16 protein-coding genes are annotated in these 17708 nt (G+C 72.7%); 5 read left to right on the top strand and 11 right to left on the bottom strand.

The window, feature by feature from the left end:
- Positions 1–57 precede the first annotated feature (57 nt).
- Positions 58–933 carry a polysaccharide deacetylase family protein gene (locus ABT122_RS18315; protein ID WP_351552678.1) on the top strand — a complete coding sequence of 292 codons (876 nt, stop codon included), beginning with the start codon at positions 58–60 and terminating at the stop codon, positions 931–933.
- A 7-nt stretch (positions 934–940) separates the two neighbouring features.
- Here ABT122_RS18315 and ABT122_RS18310 read toward each other — a convergent pair whose 3' ends face one another.
- Positions 941–2230 (bottom strand): diacylglycerol/lipid kinase family protein, encoded by a 1290-nt coding sequence (locus ABT122_RS18310; protein WP_351552833.1) that lies wholly within the window; start codon positions 2228–2230, stop codon positions 941–943.
- 271 nt (positions 2231–2501) lie between these two features.
- Here ABT122_RS18310 and ABT122_RS18305 point away from each other — a divergent pair, with 271 nt between their 5' ends.
- On the top strand, positions 2502–3569 hold the full coding sequence (locus ABT122_RS18305; protein WP_351552675.1) for an erythromycin esterase family protein: 1068 nt from the start codon (positions 2502–2504) through the stop codon (positions 3567–3569).
- 99 nt (positions 3570–3668) lie between these two features.
- Here ABT122_RS18305 and ABT122_RS18300 read toward each other — a convergent pair whose 3' ends face one another.
- Entirely contained in the window at positions 3669–4100 is a 432-nt protein-coding gene (locus tag ABT122_RS18300) for a PPOX class F420-dependent oxidoreductase (protein ID WP_351552672.1), read from the bottom strand.
- A 130-nt stretch (positions 4101–4230) separates the two neighbouring features.
- Complete coding sequence (locus tag ABT122_RS18295) at positions 4231–4752, bottom strand: GNAT family N-acetyltransferase (protein ID WP_351552669.1); 522 nt, start codon at positions 4750–4752, stop codon at positions 4231–4233.
- A 168-nt stretch (positions 4753–4920) separates the two neighbouring features.
- On the opposite strand from ABT122_RS18295, the gene ABT122_RS18290 reads away from it, so the two are divergent.
- On the top strand, positions 4921–6366 hold the full coding sequence (locus ABT122_RS18290) for a glyceraldehyde-3-phosphate dehydrogenase (protein ID WP_351552666.1): 1446 nt from the start codon (positions 4921–4923) through the stop codon (positions 6364–6366).
- An 88-nt stretch (positions 6367–6454) separates the two neighbouring features.
- On the opposite strand, the gene ABT122_RS18285 is transcribed toward ABT122_RS18290, so the two are convergent.
- From ABT122_RS18285 to ABT122_RS18260, 6 genes are all read right to left on the bottom strand, one after another.
- Positions 6455–6955, bottom strand: coding sequence for an MSMEG_1061 family FMN-dependent PPOX-type flavoprotein (locus ABT122_RS18285; RefSeq protein ID WP_351552830.1), 501 nt, complete (start codon positions 6953–6955; stop codon positions 6455–6457).
- Positions 6956–7191: 236 nt separating this feature from the next.
- Positions 7192–8175: an ABC transporter ATP-binding protein gene (locus tag ABT122_RS18280; protein ID WP_351552663.1), complete on the bottom strand. Its 984-nt coding sequence runs from the start codon at positions 8173–8175 to the stop codon at positions 7192–7194.
- Entirely contained in the window at positions 8172–9227 is a 1056-nt protein-coding gene (locus tag ABT122_RS18275; protein ID WP_502976159.1) for a FecCD family ABC transporter permease, read from the bottom strand. The genes ABT122_RS18280 and ABT122_RS18275 overlap by 4 nt, the downstream gene beginning before the upstream one ends.
- Complete coding sequence (locus ABT122_RS18270) at positions 9224–10270, bottom strand: FecCD family ABC transporter permease (protein ID WP_351552660.1); 1047 nt, start codon at positions 10268–10270, stop codon at positions 9224–9226. Before ABT122_RS18270 ends, ABT122_RS18275 begins: the two co-directional genes overlap by 4 nt.
- Positions 10267–11346 carry an iron-siderophore ABC transporter substrate-binding protein gene (locus ABT122_RS18265; RefSeq protein WP_351552657.1) on the bottom strand — a complete coding sequence of 360 codons (1080 nt, stop codon included), beginning with the start codon at positions 11344–11346 and terminating at the stop codon, positions 10267–10269. The genes ABT122_RS18270 and ABT122_RS18265 overlap by 4 nt, the downstream gene beginning before the upstream one ends.
- A gap of 309 nt (positions 11347–11655) precedes the next feature.
- Positions 11656–12378, bottom strand: a complete 723-nt coding sequence (locus tag ABT122_RS18260; protein ID WP_351552824.1) for a helix-turn-helix domain-containing protein — start codon at positions 12376–12378, stop codon at positions 11656–11658.
- Between the two features lie 490 nt (positions 12379–12868).
- Between ABT122_RS18260 and ABT122_RS18255 the strand changes: the two genes are divergently transcribed.
- Positions 12869–14032 (top strand): carboxylate-amine ligase, encoded by a 1164-nt coding sequence (locus tag ABT122_RS18255; RefSeq protein ID WP_351552654.1) that lies wholly within the window; start codon positions 12869–12871, stop codon positions 14030–14032.
- A 102-nt stretch (positions 14033–14134) separates the two neighbouring features.
- On the opposite strand, the gene ABT122_RS18250 is transcribed toward ABT122_RS18255, so the two are convergent.
- Entirely contained in the window at positions 14135–15454 is a 1320-nt protein-coding gene (locus tag ABT122_RS18250; RefSeq protein WP_351552651.1) for an MFS transporter, read from the bottom strand.
- A gap of 19 nt (positions 15455–15473) precedes the next feature.
- Positions 15474–16799, bottom strand: coding sequence for a guanine deaminase (gene guaD, locus ABT122_RS18245; protein ID WP_351552648.1), 1326 nt, complete (start codon positions 16797–16799; stop codon positions 15474–15476).
- Between the two features lie 394 nt (positions 16800–17193).
- On the opposite strand from guaD, the gene ABT122_RS18240 reads away from it, so the two are divergent.
- On the top strand, positions 17194–17708 hold a 515-nt coding region (locus tag ABT122_RS18240), incomplete at its 3' end, for a recombinase family protein (RefSeq protein WP_351552647.1).

Below are 17708 nucleotides of genomic sequence, written 5' to 3'. Positions count from 1 at the left end.
TCGAGGATAGCCCCCGGGCGGGACCGCCGCCCCCGACGGCGAACGAGGTGAGCGCTGATGGACAACCAGCTCTTCGACTACAGCCCCATCCCCGAGCGGAGGCCGATCCACTGGCCGAACGGCGCCCGGGTCGCCTTCTATCTGGCGCTGAATGTCGAGCACTACCGGATCGACCGCCCGTCGACCAGCATCTTCCCGGGCACCAGGGACCTGGTGCCCGACCCGCTGAACCACGGCTGGCGCGACTACGGCCCCCGGGTGGGCATCTGGCGGCTGATCGAGAGCCTCGACCGGCACCGCATCCGGGCGAGTGTGATGCTCAACTCCGATGTCACCGAACGCTATCCCCAGATCATCCGGGCCGGACTGGAACGGGACTGGGTGTGGGCGGCCCACGGCAGGAACAACTCCACGCTCCAGACGGACATGACCCGCGAGGAGGAGCGCGCCGCCCTCACCGAGGTGGTCGCCACCATCGAGCGGGCCACCGGCGGCAGACCCCGGGGCTGGCTGGGGCCCGCCCTCACCGAGACCTTCCACACCCCCGCGCTCCTCGCCGAACTGGGCCTCGGCTATGTCCTCGACTGGGCCAACGACGACCAGCCCTATCGGCTGAACGTGCCGGGGATGCTGAGCGTTCCGTACTCCATCGAGGTCAATGACATCAGCCTGTTCGTCGGCAAGAGCCTCAGCGGACCCGACTTCGTCCGGGTCGTCGAGGACCAGCTGGAGCAGCTCTGGGCCGACTCCGCCCACAGCGGCCGGGTCATGTCGCTGGTTCTGCACCCGTTCGTCATCAACCAGCCCTTCCGGCACAAATATCTGGACCGGGCCCTGGAGCACATCGCCCGCCACCCCGGCGTATGGCTGACGACCAGCGACGAGATCGCCGAGCACTACGCCCGGACCACCGCCCCGGAGCCCGTGGGCTGACCGGATCTCACTCCGAGGGGACGGGCCTGCCGAGCGCGAGCAGCGCGATCTGCCGCCAGTTCAGCCGCGGGCGGCTCGGCGGCGCGCCGGGCCGGTGGCGGGGGAGCAGCACCCGCAGGGCGCGCGGGCGGATCGTGCAGACCACCGGGGCGGGCAGGGTCAGGGCCTCGCCGTCCACCGCGACGGCCAGGGTGGGGGCGGTGGAGCCGACCCGCACCCGGCGGGCCGTCAGCAGGGTCAGCCCGGGCGCCTGGGCGCCGAGCACCGCGAGCCGCGCGGCCTGGGCCGCGCTGTCCACCCGGATGCCGATGACCCCCAGCGCGCCCCGGTCCAGCCGCAGCCGCCGGCCCGTGGCCGACAGATCGGTGTCCGCGTAGGGGTTGTTGCTGACCAGCAGCGCCTGCTGGGAGGGGAGCGGGGTGTCGTCCGCGGTGGCGTCGAGCCGGTGCGCGGGCCCCCTCAGCAACAGATCGGGCAGGGCGTCCAGGGCGGTGCCCGCCTGGTCGCCCCGGTACCGGGGACTCCGGACGATCTCCGCGTACACCCCGAAGGAGGCGGTGTTGACGAAGGGACGGTCCGCCACGAACCCCAGGTCCACCCGGATCTCCTCGCCGTCGGTGAGGGCGTCCAGACAGCGGGAGGGGTCCTTGCGGTCCAGGCCCAGATCCATGGCGAAGTGGTTGCGGGTGCCCGCGGAGATCACCAGGAACGGCAGTCCGTGCTCGGCGGCGACGGCCGCCACCAGCGCCTGGGTGCCGTCGCCGCCCGCCACACCGAGCAGATCCGCGCCGTCGGCCACGGCCCGCCGGGCGAGCGCGGTGACATCCGCACCGGCGCCGGAGGGCAGGAGGATCACCCGCGCGCCCAGCCGCTCGGCCCGCTCCACCAGATGGAAGCGGGCGACCTTCCCGCCGCCCGACGCCGGGTTCATGATCAGGAACGGTCGGCGCGGGGGCCGCCGGCGCTCGGCGCGCACACCGCGCGGCGGGCGCGTCCGGCGCAGCGCCGACCGGGCGCACCCCAGCGCCGCCCACCACAGGGCCATCGCCAGCAGCGCCGGACCCCACAGGCCGTGGCCGGTGTAGAGCACGATCACGGCCACGGGGGCCGCGAGCACCAGGAGTGCGCCGAGCGCCCGGACCGGGCCCCGGTACGCGAGGGCCCACCAGACGCCGACGCCCGCGACGGCCAGCCCCGCGAGACCGCCCACCACGATCAGCAGCCCGCCCCCGCGCACCGCGGACACCAGCGCCAGTACCGCGCCCACCACGCAGACCAGCGAGGCCCGCGCCCACATCCGCGCCCGTCCGAGCACCCCTGGACCGCCCACACCCGTCACCGTCCTCTCCCCGTCCTCTCCCACGCGTACGGCCGCGACCACCTCGTGACGGGCCCATCGTGGCGGAACCGCGGCCCCCCGGGCGGTCGGCGCGCCTGACACCCCGGACCGCGGCGCTCCGGCGGAGGTGCGGGCCCGGGCTTGACCTCAACCGCGATCGAGCTTCGACGATGGGGGCGCGGGCGGCGGAGGGGCAAGGCGCCGCACCCCACGATCGAGGAGGTTCGGCATGGCCGGGAACACGGCGGCGACCGGGAGCGGGGCCGGGGCCGGAGGGAGGACCGGGCCGGAGACCCCGGCGGATACCGGGGCGGAGACCGGGACGGAGACCCCGGCGGATACCGGGGCGGGCGGGACGGAGGCGGTGGCCCGGTGGATTCGGCGGCATGCCCACCCGCTCACCACGATGGACCCCGGGGCTCCGGCGGCCGATCTCCAGCCGCTGGCGGCGATGGTGGGAAACGCGAGGACCGTCGCCCTCGGCGCCTCCGTCCGCGACTCCCACGAGCTGTCGTCGACCGCGCACCGCATCCTCCGCCTGCTGGTCGAGCAGGAGGGGTTCCGGGCTCTCGCCCTGGAGGGGGACGACGCGGCGAGGGTCGGCCTCGACGCGTACATCCGTACGGGAGCGGGCGACCCGCGCGCGCTGCTGGCGGGGGCGCGGTCGTTCTGGCGGACCGGGGAACTCCTCGCCGTCGTCCGCTGGATGCGCTCCCACAACGAGCGCAACCCCGACGACCCGGTCCGGTTCGCGGGGGTCCCCTCGGACGGCGGCGGGGCACGCCCTCCGTACAGCGGTCCGGCCGGTGTCGAGTGGAGCCTGGCCGAGAACACCCGCCGGTGGCACGAGCGCACCGGCGACAGGATCGTCCACTGGGGTGGTCTCGCGCACACCGCCAACGGGGACGCGCGCACGGTCTCCCCCGCGCCGTCGCCGACGGCCCACCGGAACGCGGGCGGCCGGCTGCGGCGGCTCTGGGGGCCGGAGTACGTCTCCCTCGGCCTGACGTTCCACCACGGACGGACGTCCCAGCCCGTCCCGGACCCGCCGGAGGAGTTCGCCGAGTCCGTGCTGGGCGGCGCCGGGCTGGACGCGTATCTGCTGGATCTGCGCGCGCCCGCCCCCGCGCCGGTACGGGAGTGGCTGGCCGCCCCCGCCAGGACACGGCTGGTCGGCCCCTGGTACGACCCCGGGGAGGACGCCGCCCACCACATGTCCGGCGGGGCGCTCGCCGACTGGTTCGACATCGTCGTCCATGTCCGGGAGGTCACCCCCGCCCGTCCGCTCACCGGCTGAGACGCCCCGCGCTCCCCGCGCCCGCGACCCTCCGTGCCCGTGTGCCCCGCGCTGCCCGTGTGGCCGTCAGCGCTCCGTCACGGGCCCGGCAGCGGTCCCTCAACCGATGCTGGTGCCATACACCTTGTCCACCGTCATCGTCATCAGCACCCTGCGCTCGGAGACCATGACCGACCGGTACTCGTCCCAGTCGGGGTGCTCACCGGCGGCGGCGCGGTAGTACTCCACCAGCGCCTCGACCTCGGGGCCGTGCGGGTCGGTGCCCGGGCCGACGAGGGTGGCGGTGCCCTCGGCGGTCGCCCAGGAGCGGCCGTCCTCGCTGGTGACCTCCAGGGTGGCGCGCGGGTCCCGGCGCAGGTTGGCGATCTTCGCGGTGCCCTCCGTGGTCGACACGCGGATGACGGCGGCGGCCCGGTCGTACACGGGCATGATGGGGGAGAGCTGGGGGCGGCCGTCGGACTTGATGGTGGCGAGCACCCCGAGCCGGCTCCGCTCCAGCAGTGCGTGGGTGTCCAGATGAGTGTCTGTCATGGTGATCCCAACCGGTGGCCGGGCGCCGCGTATTCCGGCTCGCGGGGCGCACTCCGATGCGTACCGGGGCACCCTCCCACAGTCCCGGGCCCCGGCGGCGGACGGCGCACCCGCGCGCCTCGGGGAGTTCTCACACCGGGAGCGTGAGCAGACGCGCGGGTCCGGGCGGCCACGCGTCCGTGTCGCGCGGCGGAATCCACATCGCCGGGATCGGCATACGGACCGGTCCGCCGGGCTGCTCCACCCGGACCTCGTCGTCCAGGAGCCGCCACCCCAGCCGCTCGTACACCGGGACCCGCTCCGGCAGACAGAAGAGCAGTCCGAAATCCGCGCCGGTGTCGCGGGTGTGCTCCACGGCGGCGGCCACCACCAGCCGGGCCAGCCCCCGGCCACGGAACGCGGGGGCCACGATCACCCCGCCGAGACCGCCCAGCCGGAGGCGGGCGTCACCCACCCGCATCGTCACCTCCGCCCAGCCGGCGTGCGCCACCAGCCGGCCGCCCTGCCGGACGCCGAAGTGGACGTCCTTGGCGCGCCAGGTCAGCCCGAGTCCGTTGGTCCCGAAGGGATCGCCGGCCCCGCCGGTGATCTCGGCGAGTTCGGTCTCGGTGTAGTGGGGGAGGCGGACGGCGACGGGTGGCGTGGAGATCATCCGTGCATCCTGGCCCGGTCCCGCGCCGCTGTCACCCCCCTGTACGGCCCCCGCGGGCCCCGCCCGGCCCCGCGGGCCCCGGCCCGCGCCGGTTTCCGGGACCGTGGGGGAAGATCAAAACGGCCCCGGGTTAGCATATGAGCGCCGCCTAGCTCGAAAGAGAAGACTGTGACTCTCAACGACGACTCGTTCACCAACTGGAAGAACCGCGAGGAGATCGCGGAGTCGATGATCCCGATCATCGGGAAGCTGCACCGGGAGCGGGATGTCACCGTCCTGATCCACAGCCGCTCCATGGTGAACAAGTCCGTGGTCAGCATCCTCAAAACCCACCGATTCGCCCGGCAGATAGCCGGTGAGGAGCTCTCGGTCGTCGAGACGCTGCCGTTCCTGCAGGCGCTCACCGCGCTCGACCTCGGTCCCTCCCAGATCGACATCGGCATGCTCGCCGCGACCTACAAGGCCGACGACCGCGGCCTCTCGGTGGCCGAGTTCACCGCCGAGGCCGTCGCCGGCGCCACCGGCGCCAACAGGATCGAGCGCCGCGAGGCCCGCGATGTCGTCCTCTACGGCTTCGGCCGCATCGGCCGCCTCATCGCCCGTCTGCTCATCGAGAAGGCCGGCTCCGGCAACGGCCTGCGGCTGCGGGCCATCGTCGTCCGCAAGGGGGCGGGGCAGGACCTCGTCAAGCGCGCCTCCCTGCTGCGCCGGGACTCCATCCACGGCCAGTTCCAGGGCACGATCACCGTCGACGAGGCCAACGGCAGGATCATCGCCAACGGCAACGAGATCCAGATGATCTACTCCGACGACCCGACGGCCGTGGACTACACGGAGTACGGCATCAAGGACGCCATCCTCATCGACAACACCGGCAAGTGGCGGGACCGCGAGGGGCTCTCCAGGCATCTGCGCCCCGGCATCGCCAAGGTCGTGCTGACCGCCCCGGGCAAGGGCGATGTCCCCAATGTCGTGCACGGCGTCAACCACGACATGATCAAGCCGGACGAGCAGATCATCTCCTGCGCCTCCTGCACCACCAACGCGATCGTCCCGCCGCTGAAGGCGATGGCGGACGAGTACGGTGTGCTGCGCGGCCATGTGGAGACCGTCCACTCCTTCACCAACGACCAGAATCTGCTGGACAATTACCACAGCTCGGACCGGCGCGGCCGGTCGGCGCCGCTCAATATGGTGATCACCGAGACGGGTGCCGCCTCCGCCGTCGCCAAGGCGCTGCCCGACCTCGACGCGAAGATCACTGGCAGCTCGATCCGGGTCCCGGTGCCGGATGTCTCGATCGCGATCCTCAGTCTCCGGCTCGGCCGGGAGACCACGCGGGACGAGGTCCTCGACCACCTCCGCCAGGTCTCGCTGACCTCGCCGCTCAAGCGCCAGATCGACTTCACCAGCGCCCCCGACGCGGTCTCCAGCGACTTCATCGGCTCGCGCCACGCCTCGATCGTCGACGCCGGCGCCACCAAGGTCGACGGCGACAACGCGATCCTCTACCTCTGGTACGACAACGAGTTCGGCTACTCCTGCCAGGTCATCCGGGTCGTCCAGCATGTCTCGGGGGTGGAGTACCCGACCTTCCCGGCGCCGGTGGTCTGATCCGGTGCCGGTGGTCTGATCCGGCCGCGCGCGGTCGCCGAGGGCGGGGAATCGTTTCATCTCTCCCGTCCCCGGCGACCGCGCGCGGTCAGGCGCTCTTCTCCCGGGCCCCGGTCCTCCACAGACCCGAGCGGAGCAGGGACTGGGAGCAGTGCAGATAGATCTCGTCGATCTCCAGCAGAACGGCGAGGGCGGGACGGCGGCCCTTCGACGCCATGGCGTCGAAGAAAGGCGCGTCGGTGAGAATCCGGGCCCTGCCGTTGACCCGCAGGATGTCCCCGCTGCCGGGGACGAGGTGGAGCAGTCCGGCGTGCGGGTTGCCGAGGATGTTGTGGAGGCTGTCCCCCCGGCGGTTGCCGGGGCGTTCCGGCAGCGCCAGGGTGGTCTCGTCCACGACATGGATGAAGCCGGGGTCCCCGCCGCGCGGGGAGACATCGCAGGCGCCGAGCGCGTCCGCTGTGGAGAGCAGACAGAACGGGGAGCGGGCCAGCAGGGCCCGGTCGTGGTCGGTGAGCCGGGCGTGCACCTTGTCGATGACGACCGGGTGCGGCTCGCCCAGCAGCTCCCGCAGCTCCGCGGATGAGCGCAGCTCGGTGAAACCGGGCCGGGTGGCCGGGTGCGGGGGGCAGCCTGCCGGTTCGGCGGGCGTTTCGGCGGGCGGGGGAGCGGGGTGCTCCGCGGCCCTGGCGGCGGTCCTGTGGGGCAAGGCGACTCCCGGTGGTCGGGTGCGGGGGTGCGGGGGTGCGGGGGTGTGCGGGCGGGACCCGGACCCGGGCTGCGGGCTGCGGGACCGGCGCCCCCGCCCGGCGGGACGGGCCCGGCGCGTCAGCCGGTCCGGGACGCGGGGACGGGCTCCGCGGGTCCGTCCTTCACCGGCCTGTCTTTCACCGGCTCGTCTTCCGTCGGCCTGTCTTTCACCGGCTCGTCTTCCGTCGGTCCGTCCTTCACCGGCTCGTCCTCCGCCGGCCTGTCTTTCACCGGCTCGTCCTCTGCCGGTCCGTCCTCCGCCCGCCGGACGCCGTGCCGCCCGATGGGGAGCATCAGCGGCCGGCCGGAGACGGGGTCCTCGATGATCCGGCTGTTGAGGCCGAACACCGCGCGCACGGTCTCCTCGGTCAGCACCTCGTGCGGTGTCCCGGCCGCGTGCAGCCGGCCCGACGCGAGGGCGACGACGCGGTCGGCGTACCGGGCGGCCAGATTGAGGTCGTGCAGCACCATGACGACGGTGGTGCCCCGCGCGTGGTTGAGGTCCGTCAGCAGATCGAGGACCTCCACCTGGTGGCTCGCGTCGAGGAAGGTCGTGGGCTCGTCCAGCATCAGGATGTCGGTCCGCTGGGCGAGCGCCATCGCGATCCACACCCGCTGGCGCTGCCCGCCGGACAGCTCGTCCACGGCGCGGTCGGCCAGCGCGGTGGTGTCGGTGGCCTCCAGGGCCGCCGCCACGGCCGCGTCGTCCTCGGCGCTCCACCGGGAGAACACCCGCTGGTGCGGATGGCGTCCCCGGCCGACGAGATCGGCGACGGTGATCCCCTCGGGGGCGACGGGCGACTGGGGCAGCAGCCCGAGGGTGCGGGCGAGCTGCTTGGCGGGCAGGCGGTGCACCTCCTTGCCGTCCAGCACGACACGGCCCTCGCGCGGGGTGAGCAGCCGGGACATGGAGCGCAGCAGGGTCGACTTGCCGCAGGCGTTCGCGCCGACGATCGCCGTGATGCGGCCCGGCTCCACGGCGAGATCGAGGGACGAGACGACGGTGCGGTCGCCGTAGCCGAGCGTGAGCTGTTCGGCCGCCAGGGTGTGTGCCGTGGTCACAGGGAACCTCCTGCCCGGTTGGTGCGGATGATCAGATGGATGAGGTAGGGCGCGCCGAGCACACCGGTGACGACGCCGACCGGGAAGCGGGCGCCGAAGGCGAACTGCCCCGCGAAGTCGGCGACCAGCACCAGCAGGGCGCCGACCAGCCCGGCGGGCACCAGCAGCGAACCGCCCGGCCCGGTGATCCGTGCCGCGATGGGCCCGGAGAGGAAGGCGACGAAGGCGATCGGCCCGGCCGCCGCCGTGGCGAACGCGATCAGAGCCACCGCGGCGACGATCACCGTGACCCGGGTGCGTTCGACCCGGACCCCGAGGGCGGCGGCCGTGTCGTCCCCGAGCTGCATCGCGGAGAGGTTCCGCGCCTGCCCCAGCAGGACGGGGCAGAGCACCGCCAGCGCCACCGCGGCGGGTACGGTCTGCTCCCAGCCGGCGCCGTTGAGGCTGCCGGTCAGCCAGCGCATCGCCTCCTGGAGATCCCACTGGGCGGCCTGGGACAGCACATAGGCGACGACGCTGTCGAGCATCGCGGCGATGCCGATGCCGATGAGGATGAGCCGGGTGCCGACCACCCCGTCCTTGAAGGCGAGGGTGTAGACGAGCAGCGCGACGGCGAGGGCGGCGGCGATCGCGAGGGCCGACACCTGGGTCTCGCCGAGGGAGAGCGTGACGATCGCGACGGCCGCCGCCGCGCTCGCGCCCGAGCTGATGCCGATGACATCGGGGCTGGCGAGCGGGTTGCGCAGCATGGTCTGGAAGGTGACACCGGCCAGACCGAAGCTGAAGCCCGCCACCACGGCGAGCACGGCGCGCGGCAGCCGCAGCCGTCCGACGGTGAACGACGCCCCCGGCACCCGCTCACCGAGGACCACCCGGATCACCTCGTCCAGCGGGTAGTACGTCTTCCCGGCCATCAGGGTCACGGCGAAGGCGGCCACCACCAGCACGGCCAGCAGCGTGCAGACCGCCCGGCGGCGCAGCGCCCGGTGCACCCGGCCGCGGGCCACGTCGTCGGTGGAGGGCGGGCGGGAGGGGAGAACGACGGCGCTCACAGGGCACGCACCTTCTGCCGGCGGACGATCCAGATGAAGAACGGGGCGCCGATCAGCGCCGTCACGATGCCCACCTCGATCTCCGCGGGGCGGGCCACGACCCGGCCGGCCACATCGGCGGCGGTGAGCAGTGCCGCGCCGAGGAGCGCGGAGAAGGGGAGGAGCCAGCGGTGGTCCACGCCGATGAGCAGCCGGCAGGCGTGCGGGACGACGAGTCCGACGAAGGCGATCGGCCCGGCGACCGCGGTCGCCGCGCCGCACAGGACGACGGCGCCGAGCGCCGCCACACCCCGGGCCACGGCGACCCGCTCGCCCAGTCCGGCCGCCAGTTCCTCCCCCAGCGCCAGCGAGTTCAGGGCCTTGGCGGAGAGCAGACAGATCACCAGACCCGCCGCGAGGAAGGGCAGGACCTGACCGATCCGCTCGTAGGAGGCGCCGCCGACGCCGCCGATCTGCCAGAGCCGGAAGCTGCCGGCGATGTCGTTGCGGGGCAGCACCACGGCGGTGACGAGCGAGGCGAACGCGGCCGAGGTCACGGCCCCGGAGAGCGCCAGCTTCAGGGGCGTGGCGCCGCCCCGGCCGAGCGAGCCCACTCCGTACACGAAGAGCGCCGAGACCGCCGCGCCCGCCATCGCGACCCAGATGTACCCGGTCGGCGAGGAGAGCCCGAAGAACGCGACCGCCGTGACCACGGCGAGCGAGGCGCCCATGTTGACGCCCAGGATGCCGGGGTCGGCCAGCGGGTTGCGGGTCACTCCCTGCATGACGGCACCGGCGAGGCCCAGCGCGGCGCCGATCAGCACCGCGAGGAAGGTGCGGGGAATCCGTTTGCCCGCCGCCGCCTGTTCCAGGGTCGTGTCGGCGCCCCCGAGCGCGGCCCAGACGTCGGTCCAGCCGATGGCCCGGGAGCCGAAGGCGACGGAGGCCACCATGAGCGCGGCCAGCACGAGGAGCGCCGCGAGGAGCCACAGCGGCCGGACGTGCGCCGGACGCCGCCTCGGTGCGGCGGCGTCCGGCGCGGTTCGGGTGGGGACCGTTCTCACTTGACCTTGTCCGCGGCCTTGGCGAGCGCGGCGACGTAGTCCTCCAGCACCCAGGAGATCGACAGCGGCGTCGGGTTGGCCGCGGTGCCCAGGGGTGAGCTGCCGGGCAGCAGATAGAGGGAGTCGCGGTCGACGGCGGGGACCTTGGACAGCAGCGGGTCCTTGCGGAGCGTCCTGGTCAGGTCGCCCTTCTCGTCGCCGTAGCCGGTGATGATGTCCACGTCGTTGAACTCGTCGACCTGCTCGGCGCTGCGGGTGAGCGCGAACTTGTCCGTGCCCTTGGACGCCTTGGCGATGCTGTCCGGGATCTTCATCCCGAGGTCCTCGAAGAACATGGTCCGGGTGTCGTGGGCGGTGTAGAAGCCGACCTTGCTGACATCACCGGCGTCGACATGGGTCATGAACATCGCCGACTTGCCCTTGATCTGGGGGTACTTGGCGACGGTGCGGCCGATCTCCCCCTCCAGATCCTTGATCATCTTCTCGCCCTCGGTGGCGAGCCCGATGGCCTTGCTGTTCGTGCGGATGATCTCCCGCCACGGCGTCGCCCACGGGGCGTCGGGGTACGCCACCACGGGGGCGATCTCGCTGAGGGTCTCGTAGTCCTGCTTGGTCAGGCCGGAGTAGGAGGCGAGGATGACATCCGGGTCGGTGTCGGCGACGGCCTCGAAGTCGATGCCGTCGTTCTCGTCGAAGAGGACCGGGGTCTTCGCCCCCAGCTCCTTGAGCTTCTCCTCCACCCAGGGCAGCACCCCGTCGCCGTCGTCGTCGCCGAAGTTGGCGGAGGCCATGCCGACGGGGACGACCCCGAGCGCCAGCGGCACCTCGTGGTTGGCCCAGTTCACCGTGGCGACGCGCTTCGGCCTCGACTCGATGGTCGAGGTGCCCAGGGCGTGCTTCACCGTGATCGGGAACGCGTCGGACGACGCGGCGGAGCTCTTGCCGCCGCCGTCCTTCGCGTCCTTGCCGTCCTTCCCGTCGCCCCCGTCGGAGGAGGAGCCGCCACAGGCGGAGAGGGTGAGGAGGGCGGTGGCCGTGGCCGCCGAGGTGAGCAGCCGCAGACGATGTGAACGCATGATTTCCAACCTCACTGGTCCGGATGCCAGGTGCCGGTCCTCGCACGCCCGGGTCCCGGGATGCCGTCGTGGAGTGTGTGCACCGCGCTGAACGCAAGCGCTTAGGTAAGGCTTGCCTTCGCACTGTAGGAGAACGCCGATCCGTGTCGCAACCGATCTTTTGGGACATCTGATGTAGCGATCGGGACAGCCGTCGGTGCGGGCGCGGGCGAGAGCGCGGGACACGGCCGGGAAAGGTGACCCAGGACACGGGCCGGGAGACCGGGCGGACCGCCGGGTCTCCGGAGTCAGGGAGCGGCGGCCCCGGGATCAGGGGGCGCGGAAGGTGCCCGGGGTGAGCCCCGTCGTCCGCCGGAAGGCCGCCCCGAACGCGCTCGCCGAGCGGTAGCCCACCTCCTCGGCCACGGCCTCCACCTCCCACCCCCGGGTCAGCAGGGCCACCGCGTGCTGGGCCCGGACCGAGGCGATCCAGCGGGCGAAGCTGGTGCCGGTCTCCGCGTTGAACGCCCGGCTGACCGTCCGGGCGCTCACACACAGCTCCGCCGCCCAGTCGGCGAGGGTGCGCTGATCGCCCGGGTTCTCCCGGAGCGCGTCGGCGATCGGGCGCAGCAGGGCCGACGCGGGCGCCTGCACCAGGAGTTCGCGCGGCGAGGGTTCGAGGACATCGAGCACCATCGCCTCGGTGGTCGAGCGCGAGGCGGGGGAGAGCCTGGCCTCGCCGAGCCGTTCCAGCAGCAGCCGCAGCAGCGGGGTGATCTCCACGGCCACCGGGGTCTCGGAGATGGACGGTGTGGTGTGGAAGCCGAAGAAGCTCGCCCGGAACCAGGTCCCGGCGACCGCCGACCCCGAGTGCAGTGTGCCGGCGGGCATCCACAGGCCGAGCGCCGGAGTGATCGTCCACACCCGTGCCCCGACCACGGCGGTGGACGCGCCCCGCTCGTTCCAGAGCAGCTCGTGGAAGGGGTGCGAGTGCTCACCCCACGTGGTGTCCTGCGCCACGACCTCGTCGTACGCCTGGATGGCGAACGGCATCACCACCGCGCCCGCGGCGACCACCGGCAGCGAACGCGTCTCCCGGGGAGCCCGCGGGGTTCCCGGCGCGCCGCGCGGCGCGGCGCTCGTGAGGGGCCCGGGAGCCGGGGCGGCGGCCGGGCAGGGTGCGTCCTGGGGGCGGGAGAACGGCATGCCCCCACCCTAGGTCGTCTCTTTCGGATCGTGCCGGGCTCGCGCGCCCCGGCACCGTGTTTTGGCACCGCGCCTCGCCGCGCTGTCGTCCGTCGCCGGCGCTCCGCGTGGGCTCCCTCCCCCGCCTCGCGATCCACGGCACCGGACCCCGCTCACCGATCCGGCCCGGCCCGACCCGACCCGCAGGAAACTCCCGGGGCCTGCCTTCCGGGCCCGTCCGGCCCGCCGGCCCCGCCCCGGTCATGGGGGAGCAGGTGTTGCGGTGCCCACCCCGGCCGCCGACACTGGACCGGGGCAGTCGCCGCCGCCGGCCCGGCACCGGGGAGACGAGACGCTTATGACAGCGACAGGCGCGCAGATCCCCGCGCTGGGAGTGGAGGAGGAGTACCTCCTCGTCGCCCAGGACACCGGCGCCGTGATGCCCGGCGGCACCAGCGTGCTGCGCCGGGCCGCCCCCGTCCTCGGCGATCTGGTCTCCGGCGAGCTGACCGAGTACCAGATCGAGGCCAAGACCCCGCCCTGCACCAGCCTCCCCGCCCTCACCCGCCACCTCGCCCGGATGCGGGCCGCCGTGGCCGCGGCGGCGGCCGCCGAGGGGCTGCGGGCCGTCGCCACCGGCACTCCCGTCCTCGGCGCGCAGGACCCCGTGCCCCTCTGCGGCGGCGCCTACAACCAGCGCGGGGCGGAGACCTACCGGGGGCTCAACGACACCTACGCGCTCTGCGCGCTCCACATCCATGTGGACGTACCCACGCGCGACGACGCCGTGCTGGTCGGCAACCATCTGCGGCCCTGGCTGCCGACCCTGGTGGCGCTCGCCGCGAACTCCCCGTTCTGGTGCGAACGCGACAGCGGATACGCGAGCTGGCGCACGATCAGCGCCGGCACCTGGCCCGTCTCCGGCCCACCCCCGTACTTCACCTCGGGCGACCACTACCGCACCCTCACCGCCGAGCTGTGCGAGACCGGAGCCGCCGACAGCGAGCACCGGCTGTACTGGGCCATGCGGCCCTCCACGCATCTGCCCACCCTGGAGATCCGCGCGATGGACGTCAGCGCGAGCATCGATGAGGTGGTCACCCTCGCCGCGCTGGTGCGCGCGCTGGTCGTCGTGGCCCTCCCCCGGGTGCGCGGCGGCGACCCGGGGCCGCCGCTGGGCGAGGCGCTGCTGCGCGCCGCGTACTGGCGCTCCGCCCGCGACGGACTCACCGGCCAGGGGTTCGACCCCCTCAGCCGTCGGCTCGTCCCCGCCACCCGTCTGGTGGAACAGCTCCTGGAACACGTCCGGCCGGTGCTGGCGGACTTCGGCGACCTGCCCCAGGTCACTTCCGTACTGCACCGGCTCTCCGCCCACGGCGGCGGCGCCGAGCGCCAGCGGGCCGTCTACGCCCGCCGGAGCAGACTCCACGACGTCGTCGACCAGTTGGTACGGGACACCGCCCGCGTACCCGGCTCACCCCCCGCCCCGGTGACCGCGCCGCAGCGGCCGGCGGCCCGGTGACGGGGAGCCCGCCGCGAGACGGGCCGGCTCAACCGGGGTCCGCGGCACGCCGCACCGCCCACCACCGGCGCCTCACCGGTCCGCGCCCGGCGGGCGCCCGCGTCAGGCGCGGGGCGCGGTCGCCGTCTCCTTGATGAACAGGCCGGCGACGGCGCCGAGGACGAGCAGGACGGGCATCATCAGCAGGGCCCGGCCGTAGTCCCCGAGGTCGGGCACGTCCGGCAGGATCTTTCCGGGCACCGCCTGGAGGATGCCCCCGATGATGAAGCAGACGCCGTTCACGATGGCGGCGGAGCTGCCGACCAGCGCACCGGGCACGGACTCCCCGGCGACGGTGAAGCCGAGCATGTGCGCGCCGGCGAAGAGCCCGACGGCGAACATCGTGACGACCGAGACGCTGTTGGTCTCCGTCGGCAGATAGATCAGCAGGCTGATGGCCGCCGCCTGGAGGAGTACGCCGGTGACCGCCGGCACCCGGCGGTTGTTCCAGTGGTCGGAGAGCAGGTTGAACAGCGGCGCGCCGATCGCGAGACCCAGCCAGGACACGGCGGTCAGCACGGCGGCGAGGTCGTTCTCGGCGCCGCGGGCCTCCATCACCCGGGGCCCCCACAGCACACCCATCGCGAGCATGGACCCGAAGGACACCCCGGCCAGTGCCGCCGAGAGGACGACGTTCCGGTTGCGGAAACAGGTGCCGAGATCCTTGAGGATGCTGGAGACCAGTGGTGGTCTCGGCGCCGCCGCCGCCCGGGCCAACTGCTCGGGACCCGGTGAGGGATTGCGCACCAGCAGCGCGAACAGCACGATCAGCACCACCCCCGCCGCGCCGAAACCGTTCAGCAGCTGCTGCCAGCTCACCAGGCCGAGCTGCCAGGAGATGGCGGGCTGCCCGAAGGCGGAGCCCAGCGACGCCAGCGACTGGACCAGTCCGAACATCAGACCGTAGCGGGCGGCGGGGAACCACTGGCCACCGATGTACCCGGCGCCCACGAAACCGAACGAGGAACCGATCGCCAGCACGATCTGGGCGGCGATCAGCGTCGCCATGCTGGTGGTCTGCGCGTACAGGAACGCCCCGGCGGTGACGAAGGCGACGGCGACCGTCAGCAGCGGACGCGAGCCGAACCGGTCCAGCAGGGCGCCCGAGAAGAACTGGCAGAGCGCGAACGCCCAGGTGTAGATGGACCCGGCCAGCCCGATCTGGGCCACCGAGAGAGAGGCCGTGTTCTGGATCTCGGGCGAGACGACCGCGTAACCGGTCTGGATGGCGAACAGCCAGACCACGAAGATCGTGCACAGGCCCCAGACGATCCAGGCCTCCACGCCGCCGATCGTCCGGTGCGGGCCGTGCAGCCACCGGGCACCCGGATGCTTCTTGTACGCCCGGCCGTCGCCGGCCGGGGAAGGCGTGGTGGTCGCCATGGTGGTCTCTCCTGTCGGCTCAGACGGGCGGGGTGTCACGGTCGTGGGCCAGGGCACCGGCCACATAGGTGGCCCGTACCGCCCGGTCGTCGCCCATCACGGCCAGGACGAAGAGCAGCTCCTCGATGGCCTCCACCCGGGAGGTCCGCTGGGCGAGCAGGGGCGTGGCCCGGGGGTCCAGGACGACGAAGTCGGCCTCGTGCCCGGGGTCGAGGGAGCCGACCCGGTCGTCGATGCCCATCGCCCGCGCCCCGCCGAGGGTGGCGAGATAGAACGCCTTCACCGAGTCGAGCGGGTAGTTGGACAGCTCGGCGACCTTGTACGCCTCGTTCATGGTGGAGAGCAGCGAGAAGCTGGTGCCCGCGCCGATGTCGGTGCCCAGACCGACCTCCATGGGGTGCCGGGAGTCCTTGGCGTCGTGGACATGGAACAGACCGCTGCCCAGGAACAGATTGGACGTCGGACAGTGCGAGACCGCCGTGCCCGTCTCCGCGCACCGGTCGCGCTCCCGGCGGGTCAGATGCACCCCGTGGGCCAGCACGGCTCCGCGGCCCAGGAGTCCGTAGTGGTCGTAGACATCCAGATAGCCGCGCCGTTCGGGGAAGAGCGAACGCACCCAGGAGATCTCCCCGGTGTTCTCCGACACATGGGTGTGCATCAGCGCCTCGGGGTGCTCGCGCCACAGGGTGCCCGCCGCCTCCAGCTGCTCCGGGGTGCTGGTCGGGGCGAACCTCGGGGTGATGGCGTAGAGGTTCCGGTCCTTGCCGTGCCACCGCTCCAGCAGTGTCTTCGAGTCCCGGTAGCCCGACTCGGCGGTGTCCAGAAGACCGTCGGGAGCGTTGCGGTCCATCAGCACCTTGCCCGCCGCGATCCGCATGTTCCGCCGGGACGTCTCCTCGAAGAGCGCGTCCACCGACTGCGGGTAGACCGCGCAGAACGCGAGCGCCGTCGTCGTCCCGTTGCGCAGCAGTTCGTCGCAGTACGCCGAGGCCACCCGGCGCGCGTACCCGGCGTCGGAGAAGCGCTGCTCCTCGACGAAGGTGTAGTGGTTGAGCCAGTCGATCAGCTGGGAGCCGAACGCGGCGATGATGCCGGTCTGCACATAGTGGGTGTGGGTGTCGACGAACCCGGCGGTGATGACATGGTCCGGGTAGTGCGCCGGGCGGACCCCCTCCGGCAGCCGGTGGCGCAGCTCCGTGTAGTCCCCGGCGGCGGTGATGATCCCGTCGGCGCAGATCAGCAGGCCGTCGGCGGCATGGACGAAGGCCTCCTCGCGGCCGTCCAGGAACGGGTCGCCGCGGAACCACACCATCGGCCCGCGCACCGCTGTCACCTTCGATGCCATGGTGCCTCCGGGGCCGACTCAGCAGATCCTCCGATTCGATCCCGCCGGGAGGGGGGCGGCACCCGGGGGTGGGCCGTTGGAGTGACGCCCCCGGTCCGGTCGGGGACGGGGGTGGAGCGGTTCGCCCAGGGGCACGCCCGGGAGAGGCTGGGGTCCGAGTAGGAACGGCCCAGAGAACCGGTGTTGCTGTCAGAAGTTTTGACAGCCGCCGAGCGAGGCCGTCCCGCTGCCGTCTGCCGAGGGGTGCTCGCGGTATCCGATCTTCAAAAAACCTTCGTTTTCTGAAGATCGCCCGGCATGACCGCCTGGACCCCTCACGACCTTCAAAAACCCCTTCAAAAACCGAGGACATTCAACAACCCGCGACCATCGTTTTCTGACGTGATCCGGAGCCATGACCGCCCCCGAACCGGCCGAGCCGGGTCTCCTCGTCGCCGAACCGCTCGTCCGCACCGAGATCAAGATCGGATACGCCCGGGTCTCGACCAGCGGGCAGAAGCTCGAACGGCAGCTCGACGCACTCACGGCCGCCGGATGCCGGAAGATCTTCGCGGACAAGAAGTCCGGCAAGAACGCGCTCCGCCCCGAGCTGAAGGCGTGCCACGCCTTCCTCGACCCCGGCGACACCCTCGTGGTCCCCTCGCTCGACCGCTACGGCCGCAGCCTCCAGGACCTCATCAACATGGTTGCCGAGCTCCGCACCCGTGGCATCGGCTTCACCTCGCTGCACGAGAACCTGGACACCACCACCCCCGGCGGCCGGCTCGTCTTCCACGTCTTCGCCGCCCTGGCCGAGTTCATCCGCGAACTCATTGTCATCGGCACCAACGAGGGCCTGGCCGCCGCCCGCGAGCGCGGCCGGGTCGGCGGACGCCCCAGCGTCGCCACCGAGGAAGTCATCCGCGCCGC

The sequence above is a fragment of the Streptomyces sp. NPDC001985 genome, from assembly GCF_040296845.1.
Taxonomy (GTDB): domain Bacteria; phylum Actinomycetota; class Actinomycetes; order Streptomycetales; family Streptomycetaceae; genus Streptomyces.
Note: the sequence above shows the minus strand (reverse complement) of the source record. Positions and strands in the feature narration are given on the sequence as shown.